Raw genomic sequence first — 19263 nt, 5'->3', positions numbered from 1 at the left:
CAAGGAGTTTTCCGTTTCGACTGCGCCGGAAGTGGGGCGAATTATAGACGTCCAGAATCTGCCGTCAACCCCTGATTACGCTTTTCTATCAGGATGTTCAAAATCCCTGCTTATATATAGACGCAACCGCAACGAATGCGCAGTATATTGCCCAACACATTACAAACTACTCTCGTTTCTCACCTCGGACGATGCCACGCAATGAATGACCACCCCCGCAGCCTTGCCTCGACCCTGTTCTCGGTAGGCCTGCTCTTGATAGCCATGGCATCGATCCAGTCCGGAGCCTCCCTGGCCAAAAGCATGTTCCCGGTTATCGGCGCTCAAGGGACCACCACCCTGCGGCTGATCTTCGCCAGCGTGATCATGCTGCTGCTATTGCGCCCATGGCGAGCGAAGCTCACCGCAAAATCCCTGCGCACGGTAATTGTCTATGGGATGGCGCTGGGCGGCATGAACTTCCTCTTCTATATGTCCTTGAACACTGTCCCTCTGGGTATCGCGGTAGCCCTGGAGTTCACCGGCCCATTAGCGGTCGCTATTTATGCCTCACGTCGGGCGATCGACTTTCTGTGGATCGCTCTGGCGGCAGTGGGTTTACTGCTGTTGATTCCAACTGGCGCCACGAGCGCAGGTATTGATCTGATTGGCGCAGGTTATGCCCTTGGCGCCGGTGTCTGCTGGGCGTTGTACATTCTGTTCGGCCAGAAGGCCGGTGCCGACAATGGCGTGCAGACCGCCGCATTGGGCGTGATGATTGCTGCACTGTTCGTAGCCCCCATCGGTATCGTCCATGCTGGTGCTGCGCTGCTGACACCCTCGCTGATTCCCGTGGCCATCGGGGTCGCGATTCTGTCCACTGCCCTGCCCTACACCCTGGAGATGGTCGCCCTCACACGGCTGCCGGCCCGGACCTTCGGCACATTGATGAGTATCGAGCCCGCGTTCGGTGCACTGTCCGGCCTGTTGTTCCTCCATGAATACCTTTCCCTGTCTCAGTGGATGGCAATCCTGTGCATCATTCTGGCGTCCGTCGGCGCAACCATGACCATGGGGAGCACCGCCAAGCCCGCAGTAGCGGCGGATTGATACGAGATTTGACGAGGGTCTAGTATTTACCGCTCATTTAGGCCATGTTTAGGCCACGTAACTCAGTGTCAGACATGGATTTTTTCAGATAGGGATATCAGAACGCTTCAAGCAAAAGCGAATGCAGGCAGACCCGGGCACAAAGATCCGGGGCCTCAATAAGGACAGCAATGAAACGAATTTTGATACTGATCGCCGTGCTTGCAGTTGCGGGCTGCGCGGCGACCTCGAAAACCCAGATCAAACACGGCAAGAAAGGGCTGCATATCAACTGTTCCGGGCTGTCGTCCTCCTGGGACCAGTGCTACACCAGCGCTGCCAACTCGTGCGCGCCCAAGGGTTACAAGGTGATTGCCAAGTCTGGGGATGCGGTCGAAGAGCCCGGAGATTATCCGTTTGGCCTTAACCCGGCCGGCTATACCAGCCGCAGCATGATCGTCATCTGCAAGTAATCCTCCAACCCTATTGGGCTTGCGTAGCCCGATAGGCGCCTCGCCCGGGATGCTGCTAACGTTCGTCAGTCACTGACCGTTCAGCAAAGGGCGACATCCATGACCACCGCTATCAATAGCAAGAAAATCGTATTGGTCGTCGGCGCAGGCGATGCCACCGGCGGCGCCATCGCCAAGCGTTTTGCCCGGGAAGGCTACGTCGCCTGCGTCACACGTCGCAGCGCAGACAAACTTCAGCCACTGGTAGATGCCATCACGATCAGCGGCGGCGAGGCTCATGGTTTTGCCTGCGATGCGCGCAAAGAAGAGGACGTGATTGCGCTCGTCGAGCAGATCGAAACCGCGATCGGCCCCATCGAAGCGTTCGTCTTCAATATCGGCGCCAATGTGCCCTGCAGTATTCTCGAAGAAACCGCCCGCAAGTATTTCAAGATCTGGGAAATGGCCTGTTTCTCAGGGTTTCTCAATGCTCGCGAAGTGGCCAAACGCATGGTCACCCGCCAACGGGGCACGATCCTGTTCACCGGGGCCACCGCCGGTTTGCGCGGTGCCGCAGGTTTTGCTGCCTTCGCCGGCGCCAAGCACGGGATTCGCGCCCTGGCCCAAAGCATGGCCCGCGAACTGGGGCCGATGAACATCCACGTCGCCCATGTGGTGGTCGATGGTGCCATCGACACCGACTTTATCCGCGACAGATTTCCGGAAAAATACGCGACCAAGGATCAGGACGGCATCCTCAATCCCGAGCACATCGCCGAAAACTATTGGTACTTACACAGCCAGCCACGGGACGCCTGGACGTTCGAGCTGGATCTGCGCCCCTGGAGCGAACGCTGGTAAGCCTTCCCCTACGACAAAAAGAAGAGCACATCGACATGAGTAAAACCGTGGAGTTCTTTTTCGACCTCGGCAGCCCCGCCACCTACCTGGCCTACACCCAACTGCCGAAAATCTGCGCGCAGACCGATAGTCAGCTGATCTACAAACCGATGCTGCTGGGCGGCGTCTTCAAAGCCACCGGCAACGCCTCCCCGGTGACCATTCCGGCCAAGGGTCGCTACATGTTTCAGGACCTGGACCGCTATGCCAAGCGTTACGGTGTGCCGCTGAAGTTCAACCCGCACTTCCCCATCAATACCCTGATGTTGATGCGCGCGGTCACGGGTATGCAATTACGTCATCCCGAACGCTTTCAGGCGTTTATCGATTGCCTGTTTCACGCCCTGTGGGTGGAAGGGCGCAGCCTCGATGACCCCGCGATCGTTGCCGCCGTGCTGATGCAAAACGGTTTCGATCCGAATGAAGTGCTGGCACTGACCGCCGACGAGAACGTCAAAGCCGCCCTCAAGAAAAACACCGAGGAAGCAGTACAACGCGGTGTATTCGGCGCACCGAGCATGTTTGTCGGGAATCAGCTGTTCTTTGGCCAGGATCGGCTGGACTTCGTCCTTGAAGCCCTGCGGGCACAATAGCCAGGCATGAGCCAGGCGCTGTTTCCAGCGCCTGAACTCAAGCCGATCAAATAGCCGCGGTCCGGGTGTTCAACCACTCAAGGGCCGCGCCATCGAGCAACGGGCTCAGGCGCTCGCGCACTTCGGCATGGTAGCCGTTGAACCACTGCTTTTCGTCTTCGGTCAGCAACGACGGTTCCAGGCAACGGGTGTCGATCGGGCACAGGGTCAGGGTTTCGAACTTCAGGAATTCACCGAACTCGCTCTTGCCCGCCTCGCGGTTCAACACCAGGTTCTCGATCCGCACGCCCCAGCGGCCCGGACGGTAGGTGCCCGGTTCGATGGAAGTGATCATCCCTGGCTGCATTGCAGTTTGCGGCGCGGCTGCCGCCTGATAGGCGATCACTTGCGGGCCTTCGTGAACGTTGAGGAAGTAGCCGACGCCGTGACCGGTGCCATGACCGTAGTCGACACTTTCGGCCCAGATCGGTGCGCGGGCAATGGCGTCCAGCAACGGCGACAGAATGCCCCGCGGGAACTGCGCGCGGGAGAGTGCAATCACGCCTTTGAGTACGCGGGTGCAATCGCGCTTCTGCTCGTCAGTCGGCGTCCCCACCGGCACCATCCGCGTAATGTCGGTAGTGCCGCCCAAGTATTGGCCGCCGGAGTCGATCAGCAACAGGCCGTCACCCTCGATGACCGCGTGCTCTTCTTCGGTGGCGTGGTAATGCGGCATCGCACCGTTGGCATTAAACGCAGCAATGGTGTTGAAGCTCAGTGACACATAATCCGGACGCCGGGTGCGGGCCGCGGTCAGGTGTTCGTCGATGGTCAGTTCGGTGATGCGCTCACGCCCCCATGCCGCCTCCAGCCAGGCGAAGAATTCGCACAGCGCCGCGCCATCCTGCTCCATGGCCCGACGGATGTGCTCGGCATCGGCCAGGCTTTTTTGTGACTTGGCCAGGGTGGTCGGGTTCAGGCCTTCGACCAGTTTCACATCACTGTTCAAGTTATCCAGCAGACCTGCCGTGACCCGCGCCGGATCGACTTGCAGGCTCGCACCGCTTGGTATGGCGCGCAAGGCGGCGGCCACTTCGCTGTAATCGCGTAGGGTCACGCCGTCCTGTTCGAGGATGGCACGCAGCTCGGCGCTGACTTTACTCAGGGCGACGAACAAGGTGGCCTGTTGCTGGCTAATGAGCGCGAAGGACACAAACACCGGATTGAACGACACATCGCCGCCGCGCAAGTTGAACAGCCAGGCGATGTCATCGAGGGTGGCGATGAAATGCCAGTCGGCACCGCGCTCTTTCAACACGTCACGCAGCTGGGCGAGTTTTTCGCCACGGCCGACGGTCGCCTGAGGCGGTAAGTGTTGATAAATCGGCTCGTTCGGCAAGCTCGGGCGATCACTCCAGACTTCGCTCAGCAAATCGATGTCAGTGCGCAGACGTGCGCCGCGTTCTTGGAGTTTGCTGCTCAGGGTACGCGCCGACGCCACGGCCATCACCGCGCCATCGACTGCGACGACACCGCCTTCAGGCGTTTGCTCGGCCAGCCAATCAAGCGGGCCGGGTTGACCCGGTTGCAGCTTGACCAGCTCGATACCGCTGCCCTTGAGTTCCTTGCTCGCTTGTTCCCAATAGCGGCTGTCGGCCCAGACGCCGGCGAAATCCGGTGTGACGATCAGCGTGCCGACCGAGCCATGGAAACCCGACAGCCACTGCCGCCCCTGCCAATAGCCCGGCAGGTATTCCGACAGGTGCGGGTCGGCCGACGGCACCAACAGAGCATGAATGCCCTCCCGGCTCATCAGCTCGCGGGTTTGCGCCAGGCGCCGGGGTACCAATCCATTGATCGAAGGCTGCGTACTCATCGTGTCTCCTGCTAACCACTTCATCATTATTGTTGGGTGCCGATCAGAGTCGGCGCTTAGGGACCTGTCGCCCAGAATGCCGGAGCACTGGCGGTGGCCGTTTTGATCAGGTGCGCAGCCTGGTCGATATCTTGCTCGGTGGTGAAACGCCCCAGGCTCAGGCGAATGGTGCGACTGGCCGAGCGCGCGTCATGCCCCAGCGCCAGCAGCACATGAGATGGCGCATTACTGGCGGAGTTGCAGGCCGACGTCGCGGAAAACGCGATCGAGGTGCTCAACACCGCGGAATTGAACTCACCTTCGTTGAAGGTCAGGCTCAGGGTATGGGGAATGCGTTGGGTCGGACTGCCATTGACGCGAATACCGGAAATGCTCAGCAGCTGATCGAGCAAGCGTTCACGCAGGCGCACGATGGTGGCTTTTTCTTCATCGAACAAAGCGGCCGCCAGTGCGAAAGCGGCGCCCATGGCTGCGATCTGGTGCGTCGCCAGAGTACCGGAACGCAACCCGCCCTCATGGCCGCCACCGTGGATCTGCGCCTGCAGGCGCTGTTGCGCACGAGGCCCGACGTACAGCGCGCCGATGCCTTTGGGGCCGTAGACCTTATGCGCCGAGAACGACATCAGATCCACCGGCCACCGGGCCAGGTCGATCGCTACTTTGCCCGCGCCCTGAGCCGCGTCAACGTGGAACAACGCATCGCGATCACGCACCACCTGGCCGATGGCCGGGATGTCGTTGACGGTGCCCAGTTCGTTATTGACCAGCATCAGCGACACCAGAAAGGTGTCTTCACGCATCGCCTCGCTGACTGCTTGCGGAGTTATCAGGCCTTCGGCATCGGGCACCAGATACGTCACGGCAATGCCGGCATCCTGCAATTGTTTGGCGGTGTCGAGAATTGCCTTGTGTTCAATCTGGCTGGTGATGATATGGCCGCCGGACACACCGCGGGCCTGGGTAACGCCCTTGAGTGCCAGGTTGTTGGATTCGGTGGCTCCGGAGGTCCAGACGATCTGCTCGGCCTGGGCGCCCACCAGTTCGGCGACCTGGCGCCGTGCGTGCTCGACCGATTGCCGGGCCTGTTGACCGAAGGCATGGGAGCTGGACGCTGGATTGCCGAAGTTACCCGTGAAGCCCAGACACTCAACCATCACCTTGATGACCCGCTCATCCACCGGCGTGGTGGCGGCGTAGTCGAAATACAACGGACGTTTATTCATAGAAGACTCGCAGAGCGTGTTCCGGGATCAGGAAGCTCGTCACTGGAAATATCGAAGCGCCGCCTTATGAGCGGCGCCGAATTTGCAGAACGATAGCAATACCCGATCGGAGGCCATTAAAGAAGAACAACTTCATTTAAAAGTGCGTAGGAACGCTCCTGAAGTCGAGCTTAACAGGCATCGGGCAACCGGTTGAAGCAATGCGTCAGCTAAAACTTTCAAGCAACAACGGATACATGGAAGCCACCAGCAACAAGGCCATGCCCCAGTTGAACAGGCGTAGCCAGCGGCGATCGCGCAGCACATTGCGCAACAGCGTGCCACAACCGGCCCACACACCGACGCTCGGCAGGTTGATCAGAGCGAAGACCGCGGCAATCACAATCACATTGGTGAAATAGCCCTGCATCGGCGTGTAGGTGCTGATGGCACCGATGGCCATGATCCAGGCCTTGGGGTTGACCCATTGAAACACCGCCGCGCCCAAATAACTGATCGGCTTGCCCTCGCCCTGCTCACCCTCGGCGACCGGCCCGGAATGCGCAATCTTCCAGGCCAGGTACAGCAAATACGCCGCGCCGACATAACGCAGCACGGTGTAAAGCAGTGGATAGGTTTGAAACACCGTGCCCAGGCCGAAACCGACGGCCACCACCAACACGAAGAAGCCGCAGGTAATGCCCAGCATGTGAGGGATGGTGCGGCTAAAGCCGAAATTCACGCCCGAGGCCAGCAACATGGTGTTGTTCGGACCGGGGGTGATCGAGGTGACAAGAGCGAACAGGGCAAAGCCCAGCAGAAGGTCGAGCGAGAGCATGGGGGGCAGTCCATCAGAGTCAGTCAGGTGTTGACCCTATCGCACGCCTTGAGGGAAACCCATGGACAGTTGCGTGAAAGTTAGAGCAGTACAGTTGTCGCTCAGCTTTGGCGACCGTGCATCTGTACTGTGCGCTCGGCGTTCATCTCGCCTTGCTTGTCAAAACTGATCGATTTGGTCGGCTGGCCGAGCAATTCGGCTTTCTTCGCGTGGTACTCCTCGAAGGACAAGCCCCGACGGTTCAAGGCTTCCAGCGCCAGTTCCCGGGTTTCTTCAGCGGTGTAGGGGCGTAGTTCCGGTGAAACATGACTGGCACATCCGGCGAGGACGGAAACGGCGAGCAACAGAAAAGTGGTGAGTAGAGTTTTCATTTCGAAAGTCCGGATAGCTGGGTTCGGGGCAATGAACACAGGCTACCGACGCGCCCCGACGGGCAGAAATCAATGCTCTCGATAGTGGGTATCGGGAATTGGTGAACTGGCAGTGAACAAGCGTCGCGCCACAGAGAACCTGTCGATCCAGGTTCTTACCGCTGATGCACCAAAATTGCAGTGCGGCGCGTTGTCGTGACTGCGGCTACTCGTCGGGCACTCAGTTGTGGCGAAGGGGTTGACCTATAGTTATCCGACCGGAAAACGGCGAAGGAACACCTTAACTCCACAACAATAAAGGGAGAACCGTCATGAGCGTCAAACCTATTCCAGAGGGTTATCACAGCATCACCCCTTATCTGGGCATTCAAAAAGCTGCCGAAGCCATCGACTTCTACAAGAAAGCCTTTGGCGCCACCGAAGTCATGCGCCTGGCCATGCCCGACGGCGGCATCGGGCACGCCGAACTGCGTATCGGCGATAGCCCGATCATGCTGGGCACACCCTGTGACCAAGGGCCTTTGAGCAACCCGGACAAATCGCCGTCCGTGGGCCTGCATTTGTATGTGAACGATGTGGACAAGTCCTATAAACAGGCCATCAATGCCGGTGCCACGGTGGTGTCCGAGGTCAAGGATCAGTTTTATGGCGACCGCACGGGGACCTTGAAGGATCCCTATGGGCATGTGTGGTTTCTGGCCACGCGCAAGGAGGATCTGACGCAGGAACAGATCGAACAGCGGGCGAAGGAGATGTTCAAGCAGGGTTGATAGCTTCGGTATGTGATCAGCCCCCATCGCGAGCAGGCTCGCGATGGGGGCATCACATTCAACATCAATATTGGCTGTTCCCACACAGCGCAGAAACACGAAACATTTACTTTCATATCCCCTTTCGGGATTTCCGATGCTCATACGTCTTATTTAGATGCAGCCGGTCGCGTAGGCAAAAGCCACGACCGGGCCTTTCATGGACCTCAACGCTGGGAAGCCCGCAGCAGAGGTCCTCTCATCGAAACAAGACCTTTAATCATGTCGAAGAAATCCCGCTCAAAACTCTGGTTTCTGGTCCATAGCTGGCTGGCCCTGCCCATCTGGTTCTTTGTATTGATCGTCTGTGTGACCGGCACATTGGCGGTGGTCAGTCAGGAAATCGTCTGGCTGGCCAACCCGCAAATGCGCGCCAGCCCGCCTTCGGACGACGCGCCGCTGCTCAGCTATGACCAGATCATCGCCGCCATCAAAAAGGCCGAGCCCCAAACGCTGGTCGAAAGTATCAACCGTCCCGACGAGTCGCATTTCGCCCTGGACGTGAAGGTCAGCTACCCGGACGGACGCTCGGTGACGGTCTATGTGAACCCCTACAGCGGGGCGATTCAGGGCACCGCTCCACCCTTCAACTTCCAGGCCTTCACTCGCGCGCTGCATGGCTGGTGGCTGGTGCCATTCACCAACGGCTACAGCTGGGGCTGGTATCTGGTGTCGTTCCTCGGCTTGCCGATGCTGGCTTCACTGGTGACGGGGCTCGTGGTCTACAAACGGTTCTGGAAAGGCTTCTTGCGACCGACCCTGCGCATTCGTCATGGCGCGCGGATTTTCTGGGGCGACTTTCACCGGCTCAGCGGCATCTGGTCGATCTGGTTCATTGCGGTGATTTCCGTCACCAGCACCTGGTTCATGATTGAAGCGATCCTGTCCGATAACCACATTTCGATTTCCACCGCGCCGGTCGCCCCCGTCGTCCCGCGTGAGAGCGTGCCGCTCACCGTCGATGGCGCACCGGCGCCGATGATCAGCCTGGAAAGCGCGATCCGCGAGGCCAAGGAACGCATTCCTGGCCTGGAAGACAGCTCTGTCAGCCTCCCCGCCAATGCCTATAGCCACCTTTTGGTGAGCGGGCGCAGTTGGTACCCGTTGATCTACCAGAGCGCCGAGGTCAACCCTTACACCGGTGACATTTCCACCACGCGTCTGCTGTCGGATCGTTCGGGTCTGGAGCTGGTGACCGAATCCATGCGTCCGCTGCACACCGGCGATTTCGGCGGTATCTGGATCAAGCTGATCTGGTTCTTCTTCGGCCTGATCCTGAGCATGATGGTCCTCAGCGGCCTGTTGATCTGGACCAAACGCACCGCCCTGGCCACGGCCAATGCGCTCAAGCGCAGCAACAAGCGTCCACGGGCTGCGCTGACCGGCCAGCCGGCCCCGGCCATGAGCCGCGAAGCCACGGAGGGCAGCCGATGAGCCAGGTCGCAGCAGAAAAACCACGCTCGCCGCTAAGCCGCTTCTGGCACACATGGCGTTTCCACATCAACGTGCTGCTGTTGCTGGTGCCGCTGGGGTTCATGCCCAAATACTTCGCCGACGCAGCGCTGTTTCGCGGAGACACCGGCCTGGGTGAGCGTGAAGTCGGTGAAATTCAGGTCGGCCCCTGGAGCCTGCGCCTGGCTGAATTGCGCAACGCAGCCCCGGTATCCGATGGCCCGGCCGGCTACTTGAAGTCCTTCAATGCTGCGCTCTGCGACAGTTGTCGCGATCAGGTCAAGGCGACTTACCTGCGCATTGGCAAACCGCGCAGCCTGCGCGCCGCCGGGGTGATTTTCTTCGGCACGCCCTACCACATGGGCGCCGCGCTGCCGGTACCCGAAAAGACCAAAAACGACGCTGAACTGTGGATCACCATGGAAGGCTGGGACGGCGCCATGCATCAAGCCTCCATCCCCCTGAGCCAGGCGTCCCCGGCCACCGTCGCATGGCTGAACAGACAAGGAGGCAAACCATGACCAGCGTTTTTCGCCCCGTTTTACTGGTGCTCTGCACCGTCTTCAGCGCCAGCGCCCTGGCCCACAACCCGATGTGCGAATGCAAGGCCATCGACGCCGAACAGATCCGTTGCACCGGTGGTTTCTCCGACGGCAGCGGCGCGCCGGGCGTGACTCTGGATGTGATCGGCTACGATGAAACCATTCTGGTGCCAGGCAAGCTCGGCGCCGATTCGACCCTGACGTTCAAGAAGCCCGGCGCTGAATTCTACGTGCTGTTCGACGCCGGTCCCGGCCACGTGGTCGAGATCGACCAAGCCGACATCGAGGCGCCCTGAGCATGAGCACGCCAACCACCCAAGTGGTGCGCCCGGCCGGAGCCGGCCATGAAACCCTCTATGTGTTGCTGTTGTGCCTGATGATCCTGGCGGTGGCCGGCTCGGTAGTCGCCTGGCGCGGCGAGTCCCGGGAAGTGAGCAGCGTCGGCAGCCATCAACTGGATGCCCGCCGCGACCTGAGCGCATCCGAGCAAGGTATTTACGCAGACCTGCGGGTCACGCTGGATGAAATCCACCTGTTGCGCGAGGAACAACAAGCACTGCCCACACCCGCCACCCTCGCCGAGGAAGGTTTCGCGCCGTTTGCCCAAGACGCCAGTTCTGTCAGTCGAGGCGGTCATGCCTGGCAATTGCTGGACGCCAAGGCGTACTTCGGCCAGAGCCAGGCACCCACCGTGGCCGGCTCATTCCTGATGCGTTTGACTGCTGACGACGATGCGCCAGACATCTGGCTCAACCGCTCCAAAGCCCTCGCGCCCCCGGCTGATCTGACTGACGCCGCGCTGGAAAGCGCTGGCTGGCAGCAGATCGTCGCGCAATTCGATGCCGGGGTCACCCGCCAGCATCGGCACTGAACCCTCGCCCTCACCCGAGAGAAGACCGCTTTCCCATGCCTAGTTCATCTCAACGTCGTTTTTTGCGCCTGCTGCTGGTCGGCCTGCTTGCCTGTTTGCTGACGCCTCTGGCCAGTGCCGACGAAGCCAAGCGCCTGCGCATCGGCATCACCCTGCACCCTTATTACAGCTACGTGGCCAATATCGTCGGCGACAAGGCCGAAGTGGTGCCGTTGATCCCGGCCGGTTTCAACCCGCACGCCTATGAGCCCCGCGCCGAGGACATCAAACGCATCAGCGGGCTCGACGTAATCGTGCTCAACGGTGTGGGCCATGACGACTTCGCCGACCGCATGATCGCCGCCAGCGAAACCCCGAATATCAAAGTGATCGAAGCCAACGAAAACGTGCCACTGCTGGCCGCCACCGGTGTCGCCGCTCGCGGTGCCGGTAAAGTGGTCAACCCGCACACGTTCTTGTCGATCAGCGCTTCGATTGCCCAGGTCAACAACATTGCCCGCGAGTTGGGCAAGCTCGACCCGGCCAACGCTAAAACCTACACCCAGAATGCCCGCGCCTACGGTAAGCGCCTGCGGCAGATGCGCGCCGATGCCCTGGCCAAACTGACCCAGGCGCCGAACGCCGAGCTGCGCGTGGCCACGGTCCATGCCGCCTACGACTATCTGCTGCGCGAGTTCGGCCTGGAAGTCACTGCCGTGGTCGAGCCGGCCCACGGCATCGAACCCAGCCCCAGCCAACTGAAAAAGACCATCGATCAACTGCGGGAGCTGGACGTGAAAGTGATCTTCTCGGAGATGGATTTCCCGTCCACTTACGTCGAAACCATCCAGCGCGAATCGGGGGTGAAGCTGTATCCGCTGTCGCACATTTCCTATGGCGAATACACCGCCGACAAGTACGAAAAGGAAATGACCGGCAACCTCAACACCGTGGTTCGGGCGATTCAGGAGTCTGGCGCATGACCGCTCAAGAAACCCTGACCGTACAAAGCGCCGGCCCGACCCTCGACTTCGCCGAAGTCAGCCTGACGCTGGGGCGCACGACCATCCTCGACAACGTAACTTTTCAGGTCCGGCCCGGCAGCGTGCATGCCCTGGTCGGCCCCAACGGTGGCGGCAAGAGTTCGCTGATCAAGACCCTGCTCGGGCAGATGCCGCATCAGGGCCGTTTGAGCCTGCAATGGCCCGACGAACCGGGGACTATCGGCTACGTGCCGCAAGCGCTGGAGTTTGATCGCGGTTTGCCGATGACCGTCGACGACTTCATGGCGGCCATGTGTCAGCGACGTCCGGCGTTCCTCGGTTTGAGCAAGCATTACGCAACAGCCATTGGCGAGGCGCTGGAACGGGTCGGCATGCAGGACAAACGCAAACGGCGCATGGGCGCGTTGTCCGGCGGTGAGCGCCAGCGGGTTTTGTTGGCCCAAGGGCTGATTCCGGCGCCACAGTTGCTGGTGCTCGATGAACCGATGTCGGCGCTCGATGAGGCCGGTATCCAAGTGTTCGAACGGCTGCTGGGCGATTGGCGCCAGAGCGGCATCACCGTGCTGTGGATCGAGCATGATCTGGAAGCGGTCGGGCGTCTGGCGGACCGGGTCACCGGGCTCAATCGTCGGGTGTTGTTCGATGCCACGCCGAAACAGGCGCTGACCCCGGAGCGACTGCTGACCCTGTTCTCGACCCATCCCCGGAGCGCTGCCTGATGAGCTACGAAGCCTTTCGTTTGATGGTCCAGGGTTGGGCCTCGTCGGGTTACCTGCCGGAAGCGCTGGCCTATGGATTTGTGGTCAACGCCCTGCTCGCTGGATTGCTGATCGGCCCGGTGCTGGGCGGTTTGGGCACGCTGGTGGTGGTCAAGCGCTTCGCATTTTTCTCCGAAGCGGTGGGTCACGCGGCGTTGACTGGCGTGGCCATCGGCATTCTGCTCGGTGAACCTTACACCGGGCCTTATGGCAGCCTGTTCGGTTACTGCCTGCTGTTCGGGATTTTGCTGAACTACCTGCGCAACCGCACGGGTCTGGCGCCGGATACATTGATCGGCGTGTTTCTGTCGGTGTCGTTGGCGCTGGGCGCGAGCCTGCTGTTGATTCTGGCGGGCAAGATCAATGTGCACATTCTGGAAAACGTGCTGTTCGGCTCGGTACTGACGGTCAACGGCAACGACCTGCTGGTGTTGGCTATCGTCGGCTCGCTGGTCATGGCACTGGCCCTGCCGCTGTACAACCGCATCATGCTCGCCAGTTTCAACCCGCAACTGGCGGCGGTACGTGGCGTGGCGGTGAAAACCCTGGACTACCTGTTCGTGATCCTGGTGACGCTGATCACGGTGGCAGCGGTGAAAGTCATCGGCGCGATTCTGGTCGGCGCCCTGCTGGTGATTCCAGCGGCGGCCGCGCGGTTGCTCAGCCAGTCGTTGAAGGGTTTTTTCTGGTGTTCGGTGCTGATTGCCACGGTGAGCACCTTGTGCGGAATTCTCGCACCGATTGTCTTTGACCTGCCCATCCCGTCCGGTGCCGCGATCATTCTGGTGGCCGGTATCGCCTTCGCCCTGGCCGCGATCGCTCGCGGCATCCTCCCCAGCCTGAAAGGGAACCTCGGATAAATGTGCTTTTCTCTGCGTCAACTGACCCTGGCATTGACCTTCACATTGCCCCTGTGCGGTCTGGCCAATACTTGCGCTGCGGCGGACAGCGCCAAACCGCTGCACGTGCTGGCGTCCTTGCCGATCACCTATGGTCTGGGCGAAGTGTTGCTCAAAGGCACCGAAATCAAACTGGAACGGGCCGCGCCGGACAATCTCCCCGGCAGCCGACAGACCGCCTATTTCACCGGTCGTGGCGCTCCGGCGCTGGCCAAGCTGGCGACCGACGCCGATGCCGTGATTGGTCTGCGTTCCCTGTGGGCGGATGATCCGCTGTACCCGATATCCCGGCGCAGCAATATTCGTATCGTCGAAGTCGACGCCGCCCGCCCGGTGGACGGCGCCCTTCCCGGCATCGCCGTGCAGCCCGGCAGCAAGGTCGACGGGTTGAACAGCCAGCCGTGGCTTTCCAGCAACAACATGGGGCGCATGGCAGACGTGATGGCGGCGGACCTGGTGCGCCTGGCGCCGGCGGCCAAACCGACCATCGAGGCCAATCTGGCAGCGCTCAAGCAGCGCTTGCTCAAGCTCAGTGCCGACAGCGAAGCGCGGCTGGCCAGTGCCGATAACCTGAGCGTGATGAGCCTGAGCGATCATTTCGGCTACCTGATCGGCGGCCTCAACCTGGAGCTGATCGGCCTCGATGCACGGCCGGATGCCGAGTGGACGCCTGAAGCGCTCAAGCAGTTGAGTGCGACGCTCAAGGACCATGACGTGGCGGTGGTGTTGCATCATCGACAGCCGTCGGAGGCGGTGAAAGCGGCGATCTCGCAGGCAGGCAGTCGGTTGGTGGTGTTGAGTGTCGATGCGGCAGATCCGGTGGCCGAGCTGGAAGGGAATGTGGATCAAGTGATCAAGGGGTTGAGCGGGGCATAACGTCAGTTAAACCCGCGATGGCAGCCGCGCAGACAACAGAGATTTCAAACGTGAAAAACCCGCTGACCGTCACCGGTTCAGCGGGTTTCTTTTTGCGCGGCGACTCAGTGAGCCACGGCCGCCTGCTCTTCCATTTTCTGGCGCAGGCTCAGTGGACGCATGTCAGTCCAGACCTCTTCGATGTAGGCCAGGCATTCCTTTTTCAGGCCGCTCTTGCCCACGGTGCGCCAGCCTTGTGGCACGGCTTTGTAGTCGGGCCAGATCGAGTATTGCTCTTCGTGGTTGACCACGACCTGAAAGAGGATGTCCTCGCGGTCGAATACTGACGTCATGCTGTCTCTCCATCGCTATAGGGTGGGCTGCACACCGCGCGCAGCCGTTATGTAGAAGGAACGTTAAAGGCGCTGAAAAATTTAGAGGCTGGCGACGGCTGCGGCCATGGCCCTGCCGAAAATGTCGGCTACCCGATCGATTTCGGCAGCGGTGATCACCAACGGCGGCAGGAAACGCACGACACCGCCATGACGCCCGCCCAGCTCGAGGATTAACCCACGCTTGAGACATTCGCGCTGCACCAACGACGCCAGACGACCGAATACCGGTGGATGGCCTTGAGCATCCGGCGCACCAGCCGGGTCGACCAATTCGACACCCAGCATCAAGCCACGTCCGCGAATGTCGCCCAGCTGCGGAAAGTCCCGCTGCAGGATGTGCAGGTGTTCGCTCAAGCGCTCGCCCATGGTGGCGGCGTGCTCGCAAACCTTGTGTTCGGTCAGGTAGCGCATCACCGCAGAGCCTGCGGCCATGGCCATCTGATTACCGCGGAAGGTTCCGGCATGGGCACCCGGCAGCCAGGTGTCGAGCCATTCGCGATAGACCACCACTGCCAGCGGCAGGCTGCCGCCGATGGCCTTGGACATCACCACCACGTCCGGAATGATTCCGGCGTGCTCGAAGGCGAACATCTTGCCGGTGCGGGCAAAGCCGCTCTGAATCTCATCGACGATCAGCGCCACGCCGGCCTGCTCGGTGATGCGCCGCAAACCGCGCAGCCAGTCGAGATCGGCCGGAATCACCCCGCCCTCGCCCTGCACCACTTCGACGATCACCGCAGCCGGCAGTTGCACGCCAGCCTCTGGATCGTTCAGCAGGTTCTCCAGGTAATTCAGGTTGACCTGCACTCCCTGCACACCACCGAGACCGAACGGGCAACGGTAATCGTAGGGATACGGCATGAACTGCACGCCATTGCCGAGCAAGGCACCCAACGGCTTTTTCGGTCCCAGACTGCCCATCAGGCTCAGCGCGCCCTGACTCATGCCGTGGTAACCGCCCTGGAACGACAAGACGGTGCTGCGCTCGGTGGCGGTACGCACCAGCTTCAGCGCGGCTTCCACGGCATCGGTGCCGGTGGGGCCACAGAACTGAATCTTCGCTTCAGCGGCCAATGCCGGCGGCAGCAGGCCGAACAGGTCCTGGACAAACCGGTCCTTGACCGGCGTGGTCAGGTCGAGGGTGTGCAGCGGCAGTTCATCGCTCAGCACTTGCTGGATCGCTTCGATCACCACCGGATGGTTGTGCCCCAGGGCCAGGGTCCCGGCACCGGCCAGGCAATCGATGAAACAACGGCCTTCGACGTCTTCGACATAAATGCCCTTGGCACGCTTGAGTGCCAGGGGTATGCGTCGCGGGTAGCTGCGGGCGTTCGATTCCTGTTGGCTCTGACGGGCCAGCAGCGGCGATTCGTTGAACTGATAAAGCGTCTCGGCAGGCGTCGGGGCAATCCGGGCCGGCTGATCTTCGATAAGGCTGGTAGCGACTGACATCTCTCGACCCCTGTTGATAGTGACCAAAACTGCCCACCGGGCAGGTGCGCATTCCGTTCACGGGGCGCACTTGCAGGTTTTCCTGTTCTGGAAACGCATCAAGGGCTCGAGGATTTAGACCCTCGATCAGCTTTCTATGAAGGTGGTGGCAGCGCCTTGTGCATGGGAATGGCGTGGAGCCCCGCCACCGTGAAAGCTTCAGCGCAAGCCCGGTAACCCAGGCGGTGGTAAAACGCTTCGCCGGTGCGCGTGCTGTTGAGACGTACCTGGGGCAAACCCTGAGCAATCAACCACGTCTCCAGATCATGCACCAACGCTTGTCCGGCGCCCCGTCGAAACCATTCCGGTTGCACGTAACAAAACGCAACCTTGCCACTGATCGCCGCCATGGCGACGCCGACCGGTTTGTCTTGCAACAGGGCGATGTTCAGGTACAACCGCGGGTCGTTCAGCCAGGGCTGCACGTGTTCGATGGTTTTGTTGTGGGTCCAGGTGGCGACGGTTCGCGGGTCGTTACGGTGGTCGAGCGCGCAGCCGACGCGAATGGAGCGCTCGACGATTCGGCTGATGATGCCGGCGTCGGCAGACGTTGCCTTGCAGATGTGTATCGATGCAGTCATGGCGCTGTTACCTCAATCCATTGAGTCAAAGCTGCCGGGGACGATAACGCCGTGGGGGCCGGGAGGCCAACGGAGAGACGTTACATTTGGTGTGCGACAACATAGACACCCTGTGGGAGCGGTGTCTGTTAGACAGGTTGCAACGGCATCGTCAATTCAACCCGCAGGCCATCCGGCCGGCTGTCGAAATGCAGGGTACAGCCGCAGCGCTGGACGATGGCCTGGACAATCGCCAGGCCGAGGCCGCAACCGGTGCTTTGGCCATTGCGCCAGAAGCGTTGGGTCAGGTGTTGCAAGTCGTCTTCGGCAATTCCCGGACCGTGGTCGCGCACCAGAAAGTGCACGCGATTGCCATTGGTTTCCAGGCTCAGCTCCACCGCCCTATCGCCCGGCGTGTGGCGCAGGGCGTTGTCGAGCAAGTTGCGTAATGCAGCAATCGACAGCACTGCGGGCATTTGCAGCGGCGCATCGGAGAATCTGGCCGGCACCTGAAACTTGATCCGCTGACGATCGCCGCTGGCGGCATCCTGAATCGCCAGTTTTGCCACCTGCTCAGCGCTGCACTGCACGCCATCATCGAACGACAAGCTGCCCTCGACACGCGCCAGCAGCAGCAATTGTTCAAGGGTACGGTGCAGGCGGTCGGCGCCCTCTTCAGCCCGGGCCAGGGACTGATCCCGCGCGGCACCGTCGGTCATGCGCGCCACTTGCAGGTGGGTTTTGATCGCAGTCAGCGGGCTACGCAATTCGTGCGCCGCATCACCGGTCAGGCGTCGTTCACGCTCGATGGTCTTGCCGATGCGCTGGAACAACTGATTCTGGGTTTCCAGCAGCGGTTGCAATTCGCTGGGCAACGGCTGGATCTGCAATGGTTCCAGAGAATCGGCGCTACGCCGCATCAACGCATCGCGCATACGATTGAGCGGTGCCAGCCCCTGACCGATGCCGAGCCACAACAGGCACAGGCAGCCAAGCAGCGCCACGCCGACCGGCACCGAAGCCGCCAGCAGAATGGACATGTTCAGCGCTTCACGCTCGATCTGCCGGTCGGCGGTGGTGATGCGCACATCGCCCCGCGCCAAGGTGAAACTGCGCCATGGCGCGCCGTCGATAATCTGATCGTGGAAGCCCATTTTCTCGGCTTCCAGCGCTTGCTCGGGGTTGCTGTGGCTGCGGGCCAGAATCTCGCCGCGCAACGAGCTGACCTGACAGGCCATGCCGCCGGGGATATTCAGCTGTTCAGCGCTGAAATGGGTGCCCTCGCCCTTGCTCGGCAATGCCGGCAGTTGCTCCAGTAACCCGGCGACCATCCGCGCCGAGGCAACCAGCCGCTGGTCGAGGGAAAACATCATCTGGTTGCGCAGATCGCTGAGCATCCAGGCGGCGGCCAGGGCCCAGATCAACGCAAATGCGGCGCCGAGGGTCAGGCTCAGGCGCAAACGCAGGCTCATCACTTCGATTCTTCTCCGCCATCGGCCGGCCCCAGGCGATAGCCCAGGCCACGCACCGTCTCGACAATGCCATTGCCGAGTTTACGCCGCAGGTGATGGATATGGACGTTAAGGGCGTTGCTTTCCAGCTCATCGTTGAAACCGTAGACGCTGTCTTTCAGTTGCTCGGTTGAGAGTACGCGACCACGGTTGTGCAGCAAGGCTTGCAACAGCGATTGCTCGCGACGGGAAAGGTCCACCGGCTGACCGCCCAGCATGGTTTCGCGGCTGCTCGGATCGTAGGTCAAACGACCGTGCTCGATCAGGTTGACGCTGCGCCCCGCCACTCGTCGCAGCAAGGTGTGCAGGCGCGCTGCCAGTTCGCGCAGATCAAAAGGCTTGAGCAAGTAATCGTCGGCCCCGGCCTGCAAACCGTCGACGCGATCGGTGACCGAATCCCGCGCCGTGAGAATCAACACCGGAATCTCCAGGCCACTGTGACGTAACTGCTGCAACAGCTTCAGGCCATCCTCATCGGGAAGGCCAAGGTCGAGCACCATGACATCGAACTCAGCCACCTTGAGCATCGCCCGGGCAGCCGACGCGGTGGCGACGTGCTCGACGGTCAGGCCTTGCGCGGTCAGGCCGGCAACAATACCGCTGGCGATCAGCTCATCGTCTTCGCAAACCAGTACATGCATGGGAGCCCCCAGGACAAAAAAGCGAGTGAAGCAGCTGAGGATTAAGCCGCAATTATGGCAAGGCCCGCCGCTGACGAGAAGCAGCGCCTCCCTCGCAGGCGTCGCGATCGCAAATCGACGAAATTGAAAGTGAAGTTTGCTGTTAATGCATGGCCGGACGCCTGCGCACATGTCGTTTCAAACCGAAACATATTCCATCCTGAAAACATGACCACAG

General features: G+C 60.8%; 22 protein-coding genes. 13 read left to right on the top strand and 9 right to left on the bottom strand.

The window, feature by feature from the left end; all coding sequences use genetic code 11:
- Positions 1-201: 201 nt before the first annotated feature.
- From rhtA to AC07V0_RS26095, 4 genes are all read left to right on the top strand, one after another.
- A complete protein-coding gene (rhtA, locus tag AC07V0_RS26110; protein ID WP_018929954.1) occupies positions 202-1089 on the top strand; it encodes a threonine/homoserine exporter RhtA in 888 nt (295 codons plus the stop codon).
- Positions 1090-1259: 170 nt separating this feature from the next.
- Positions 1260-1541 carry a hypothetical protein gene (locus AC07V0_RS26105; protein ID WP_018929955.1) on the top strand — a complete coding sequence of 94 codons (282 nt, stop codon included), beginning with the start codon at positions 1260-1262 and terminating at the stop codon, positions 1539-1541.
- A gap of 99 nt (positions 1542-1640) precedes the next feature.
- Positions 1641-2381, top strand: a complete 741-nt coding sequence (locus tag AC07V0_RS26100; protein ID WP_018929956.1) for an SDR family oxidoreductase — start codon at positions 1641-1643, stop codon at positions 2379-2381.
- A 35-nt stretch (positions 2382-2416) separates the two neighbouring features.
- Positions 2417-3013, top strand: coding sequence for a 2-hydroxychromene-2-carboxylate isomerase (locus AC07V0_RS26095; RefSeq protein ID WP_019582473.1), 597 nt, complete (start codon positions 2417-2419; stop codon positions 3011-3013).
- A gap of 46 nt (positions 3014-3059) precedes the next feature.
- On the opposite strand, the gene AC07V0_RS26090 is transcribed toward AC07V0_RS26095, so the two are convergent.
- The 4 genes from AC07V0_RS26090 to AC07V0_RS26075 all read right to left on the bottom strand — a co-directional run bounded on the left by AC07V0_RS26090 (position 3060) and on the right by AC07V0_RS26075 (position 7279).
- Positions 3060-4868 carry an aminopeptidase P family protein gene (locus tag AC07V0_RS26090; RefSeq protein ID WP_086944688.1) on the bottom strand — a complete coding sequence of 603 codons (1809 nt, stop codon included), beginning with the start codon at positions 4866-4868 and terminating at the stop codon, positions 3060-3062.
- A gap of 56 nt (positions 4869-4924) precedes the next feature.
- Complete coding sequence (locus tag AC07V0_RS26085; protein WP_086944687.1) at positions 4925-6091, bottom strand: cysteine desulfurase family protein; 1167 nt, start codon at positions 6089-6091, stop codon at positions 4925-4927.
- 205 nt (positions 6092-6296) lie between these two features.
- Positions 6297-6908, bottom strand: a complete 612-nt coding sequence (locus AC07V0_RS26080; protein WP_457327298.1) for a LysE family translocator — start codon at positions 6906-6908, stop codon at positions 6297-6299.
- 101 nt (positions 6909-7009) lie between these two features.
- Positions 7010-7279 carry a hypothetical protein gene (locus AC07V0_RS26075; RefSeq protein WP_018929961.1) on the bottom strand — a complete coding sequence of 90 codons (270 nt, stop codon included), beginning with the start codon at positions 7277-7279 and terminating at the stop codon, positions 7010-7012.
- Between the two features lie 311 nt (positions 7280-7590).
- Between AC07V0_RS26075 and AC07V0_RS26070 the strand changes: the two genes are divergently transcribed.
- The 9 genes from AC07V0_RS26070 (at position 7591) to AC07V0_RS26030 (ending at position 14469) form a co-directional block, all read left to right on the top strand.
- A complete protein-coding gene (locus AC07V0_RS26070) occupies positions 7591-8049 on the top strand; it encodes a VOC family protein (protein ID WP_018929962.1) in 459 nt (152 codons plus the stop codon).
- A 261-nt stretch (positions 8050-8310) separates the two neighbouring features.
- Positions 8311-9522 (top strand): PepSY-associated TM helix domain-containing protein, encoded by a 1212-nt coding sequence (locus AC07V0_RS26065; protein ID WP_064616801.1) that lies wholly within the window; start codon positions 8311-8313, stop codon positions 9520-9522.
- Positions 9519-10061, top strand: a complete 543-nt coding sequence (locus tag AC07V0_RS26060) for a PA2404 family protein (RefSeq protein WP_018929964.1) — start codon at positions 9519-9521, stop codon at positions 10059-10061. The genes AC07V0_RS26065 and AC07V0_RS26060 overlap by 4 nt, the downstream gene beginning before the upstream one ends.
- Positions 10058-10378: a hypothetical protein gene (locus AC07V0_RS26055; protein WP_018929965.1), complete on the top strand. Its 321-nt coding sequence runs from the start codon at positions 10058-10060 to the stop codon at positions 10376-10378. The genes AC07V0_RS26060 and AC07V0_RS26055 overlap by 4 nt, the downstream gene beginning before the upstream one ends.
- A 2-nt stretch (positions 10379-10380) precedes the next feature.
- Entirely contained in the window at positions 10381-10953 is a 573-nt protein-coding gene (locus tag AC07V0_RS26050; protein ID WP_064616798.1) for a DUF6162 family protein, read from the top strand.
- 35 nt (positions 10954-10988) lie between these two features.
- Positions 10989-11915 carry a metal ABC transporter substrate-binding protein gene (locus AC07V0_RS26045; RefSeq protein ID WP_019582483.1) on the top strand — a complete coding sequence of 309 codons (927 nt, stop codon included), beginning with the start codon at positions 10989-10991 and terminating at the stop codon, positions 11913-11915.
- Complete coding sequence (locus tag AC07V0_RS26040) at positions 11912-12655, top strand: metal ABC transporter ATP-binding protein (RefSeq protein WP_064616794.1); 744 nt, start codon at positions 11912-11914, stop codon at positions 12653-12655. Before AC07V0_RS26045 ends, AC07V0_RS26040 begins: the two co-directional genes overlap by 4 nt.
- Positions 12655-13554 carry a metal ABC transporter permease gene (locus AC07V0_RS26035; RefSeq protein ID WP_018929969.1) on the top strand — a complete coding sequence of 300 codons (900 nt, stop codon included), beginning with the start codon at positions 12655-12657 and terminating at the stop codon, positions 13552-13554. The genes AC07V0_RS26040 and AC07V0_RS26035 overlap by 1 nt, the downstream gene beginning before the upstream one ends.
- Positions 13555-14469: a metal ABC transporter substrate-binding protein gene (locus AC07V0_RS26030; RefSeq protein ID WP_018929970.1), complete on the top strand. Its 915-nt coding sequence runs from the start codon at positions 13555-13557 to the stop codon at positions 14467-14469. It begins immediately after the preceding gene.
- Positions 14470-14573: 104 nt separating this feature from the next.
- Here the strand turns inward: AC07V0_RS26030 and AC07V0_RS26025 are convergent, their stop codons facing one another.
- The 5 genes from AC07V0_RS26025 to AC07V0_RS26005 form a co-directional block, all read right to left on the bottom strand.
- Positions 14574-14801, bottom strand: a complete 228-nt coding sequence (locus tag AC07V0_RS26025) for an MbtH family protein (RefSeq protein ID WP_007934245.1) — start codon at positions 14799-14801, stop codon at positions 14574-14576.
- Between the two features lie 81 nt (positions 14802-14882).
- Positions 14883-16295 carry an aspartate aminotransferase family protein gene (locus tag AC07V0_RS26020; RefSeq protein WP_086944685.1) on the bottom strand — a complete coding sequence of 471 codons (1413 nt, stop codon included), beginning with the start codon at positions 16293-16295 and terminating at the stop codon, positions 14883-14885.
- A gap of 134 nt (positions 16296-16429) precedes the next feature.
- Positions 16430-16915, bottom strand: coding sequence for a GNAT family N-acetyltransferase (locus AC07V0_RS26015; RefSeq protein WP_064616788.1), 486 nt, complete (start codon positions 16913-16915; stop codon positions 16430-16432).
- Positions 16916-17043: 128 nt separating this feature from the next.
- Entirely contained in the window at positions 17044-18369 is a 1326-nt protein-coding gene (locus tag AC07V0_RS26010) for an ATP-binding protein (protein ID WP_026286707.1), read from the bottom strand.
- The gene (locus tag AC07V0_RS26005; protein ID WP_018929974.1) at positions 18366-19046 is read right to left on the bottom strand and encodes a response regulator; all 681 of its coding nucleotides are present in this window, start codon (positions 19044-19046) and stop codon (positions 18366-18368) included. The genes AC07V0_RS26010 and AC07V0_RS26005 overlap by 4 nt, the downstream gene beginning before the upstream one ends.
- Between the last annotated feature and the right edge of the window lie 217 nt (positions 19047-19263).

This window comes from Pseudomonas sp. GW821-FHT01E10 (assembly GCF_059422365.1).
This window is presented reverse-complemented; position numbering and strand designations above follow the sequence as displayed.

Bases quoted from the DNA above. Each gene is read 5' to 3' on its own strand.
- rhtA (WP_018929954.1), top strand. From the start codon at position 202: ATGAATGACCACCCCCGCAGCCTTGCCTCGACCCTGTTCTCGGTAGGC.
- AC07V0_RS26105 (WP_018929955.1), top strand. From the start codon at position 1,260: ATGAAACGAATTTTGATACTGATCGCCGTGCTTGCAGTTGCGGGCTGC.
- AC07V0_RS26100 (WP_018929956.1), top strand. From the start codon at position 1,641: ATGACCACCGCTATCAATAGCAAGAAAATCGTATTGGTCGTCGGCGCA.
- AC07V0_RS26095 (WP_019582473.1), top strand. From the start codon at position 2,417: ATGAGTAAAACCGTGGAGTTCTTTTTCGACCTCGGCAGCCCCGCCACC.
- AC07V0_RS26090 (WP_086944688.1), bottom strand. From the start codon at position 4,868: ATGAGTACGCAGCCTTCGATCAATGGATTGGTACCCCGGCGCCTGGCG.
- AC07V0_RS26085 (WP_086944687.1), bottom strand. From the start codon at position 6,091: ATGAATAAACGTCCGTTGTATTTCGACTACGCCGCCACCACGCCGGTG.
- AC07V0_RS26080 (WP_457327298.1), bottom strand. From the start codon at position 6,908: ATGCTCTCGCTCGACCTTCTGCTGGGCTTTGCCCTGTTCGCTCTTGTC.
- AC07V0_RS26075 (WP_018929961.1), bottom strand. From the start codon at position 7,279: ATGAAAACTCTACTCACCACTTTTCTGTTGCTCGCCGTTTCCGTCCTC.
- AC07V0_RS26070 (WP_018929962.1), top strand. From the start codon at position 7,591: ATGAGCGTCAAACCTATTCCAGAGGGTTATCACAGCATCACCCCTTAT.
- AC07V0_RS26065 (WP_064616801.1), top strand. From the start codon at position 8,311: ATGTCGAAGAAATCCCGCTCAAAACTCTGGTTTCTGGTCCATAGCTGG.
- AC07V0_RS26060 (WP_018929964.1), top strand. From the start codon at position 9,519: ATGAGCCAGGTCGCAGCAGAAAAACCACGCTCGCCGCTAAGCCGCTTC.
- AC07V0_RS26055 (WP_018929965.1), top strand. From the start codon at position 10,058: ATGACCAGCGTTTTTCGCCCCGTTTTACTGGTGCTCTGCACCGTCTTC.
- AC07V0_RS26050 (WP_064616798.1), top strand. From the start codon at position 10,381: ATGAGCACGCCAACCACCCAAGTGGTGCGCCCGGCCGGAGCCGGCCAT.
- AC07V0_RS26045 (WP_019582483.1), top strand. From the start codon at position 10,989: ATGCCTAGTTCATCTCAACGTCGTTTTTTGCGCCTGCTGCTGGTCGGC.
- AC07V0_RS26040 (WP_064616794.1), top strand. From the start codon at position 11,912: ATGACCGCTCAAGAAACCCTGACCGTACAAAGCGCCGGCCCGACCCTC.
- AC07V0_RS26035 (WP_018929969.1), top strand. From the start codon at position 12,655: ATGAGCTACGAAGCCTTTCGTTTGATGGTCCAGGGTTGGGCCTCGTCG.
- AC07V0_RS26030 (WP_018929970.1), top strand. From the start codon at position 13,555: ATGTGCTTTTCTCTGCGTCAACTGACCCTGGCATTGACCTTCACATTG.
- AC07V0_RS26025 (WP_007934245.1), bottom strand. From the start codon at position 14,801: ATGACGTCAGTATTCGACCGCGAGGACATCCTCTTTCAGGTCGTGGTC.
- AC07V0_RS26020 (WP_086944685.1), bottom strand. From the start codon at position 16,295: ATGTCAGTCGCTACCAGCCTTATCGAAGATCAGCCGGCCCGGATTGCC.
- AC07V0_RS26015 (WP_064616788.1), bottom strand. From the start codon at position 16,915: ATGACTGCATCGATACACATCTGCAAGGCAACGTCTGCCGACGCCGGC.
- AC07V0_RS26005 (WP_018929974.1), bottom strand. From the start codon at position 19,046: ATGCATGTACTGGTTTGCGAAGACGATGAGCTGATCGCCAGCGGTATT.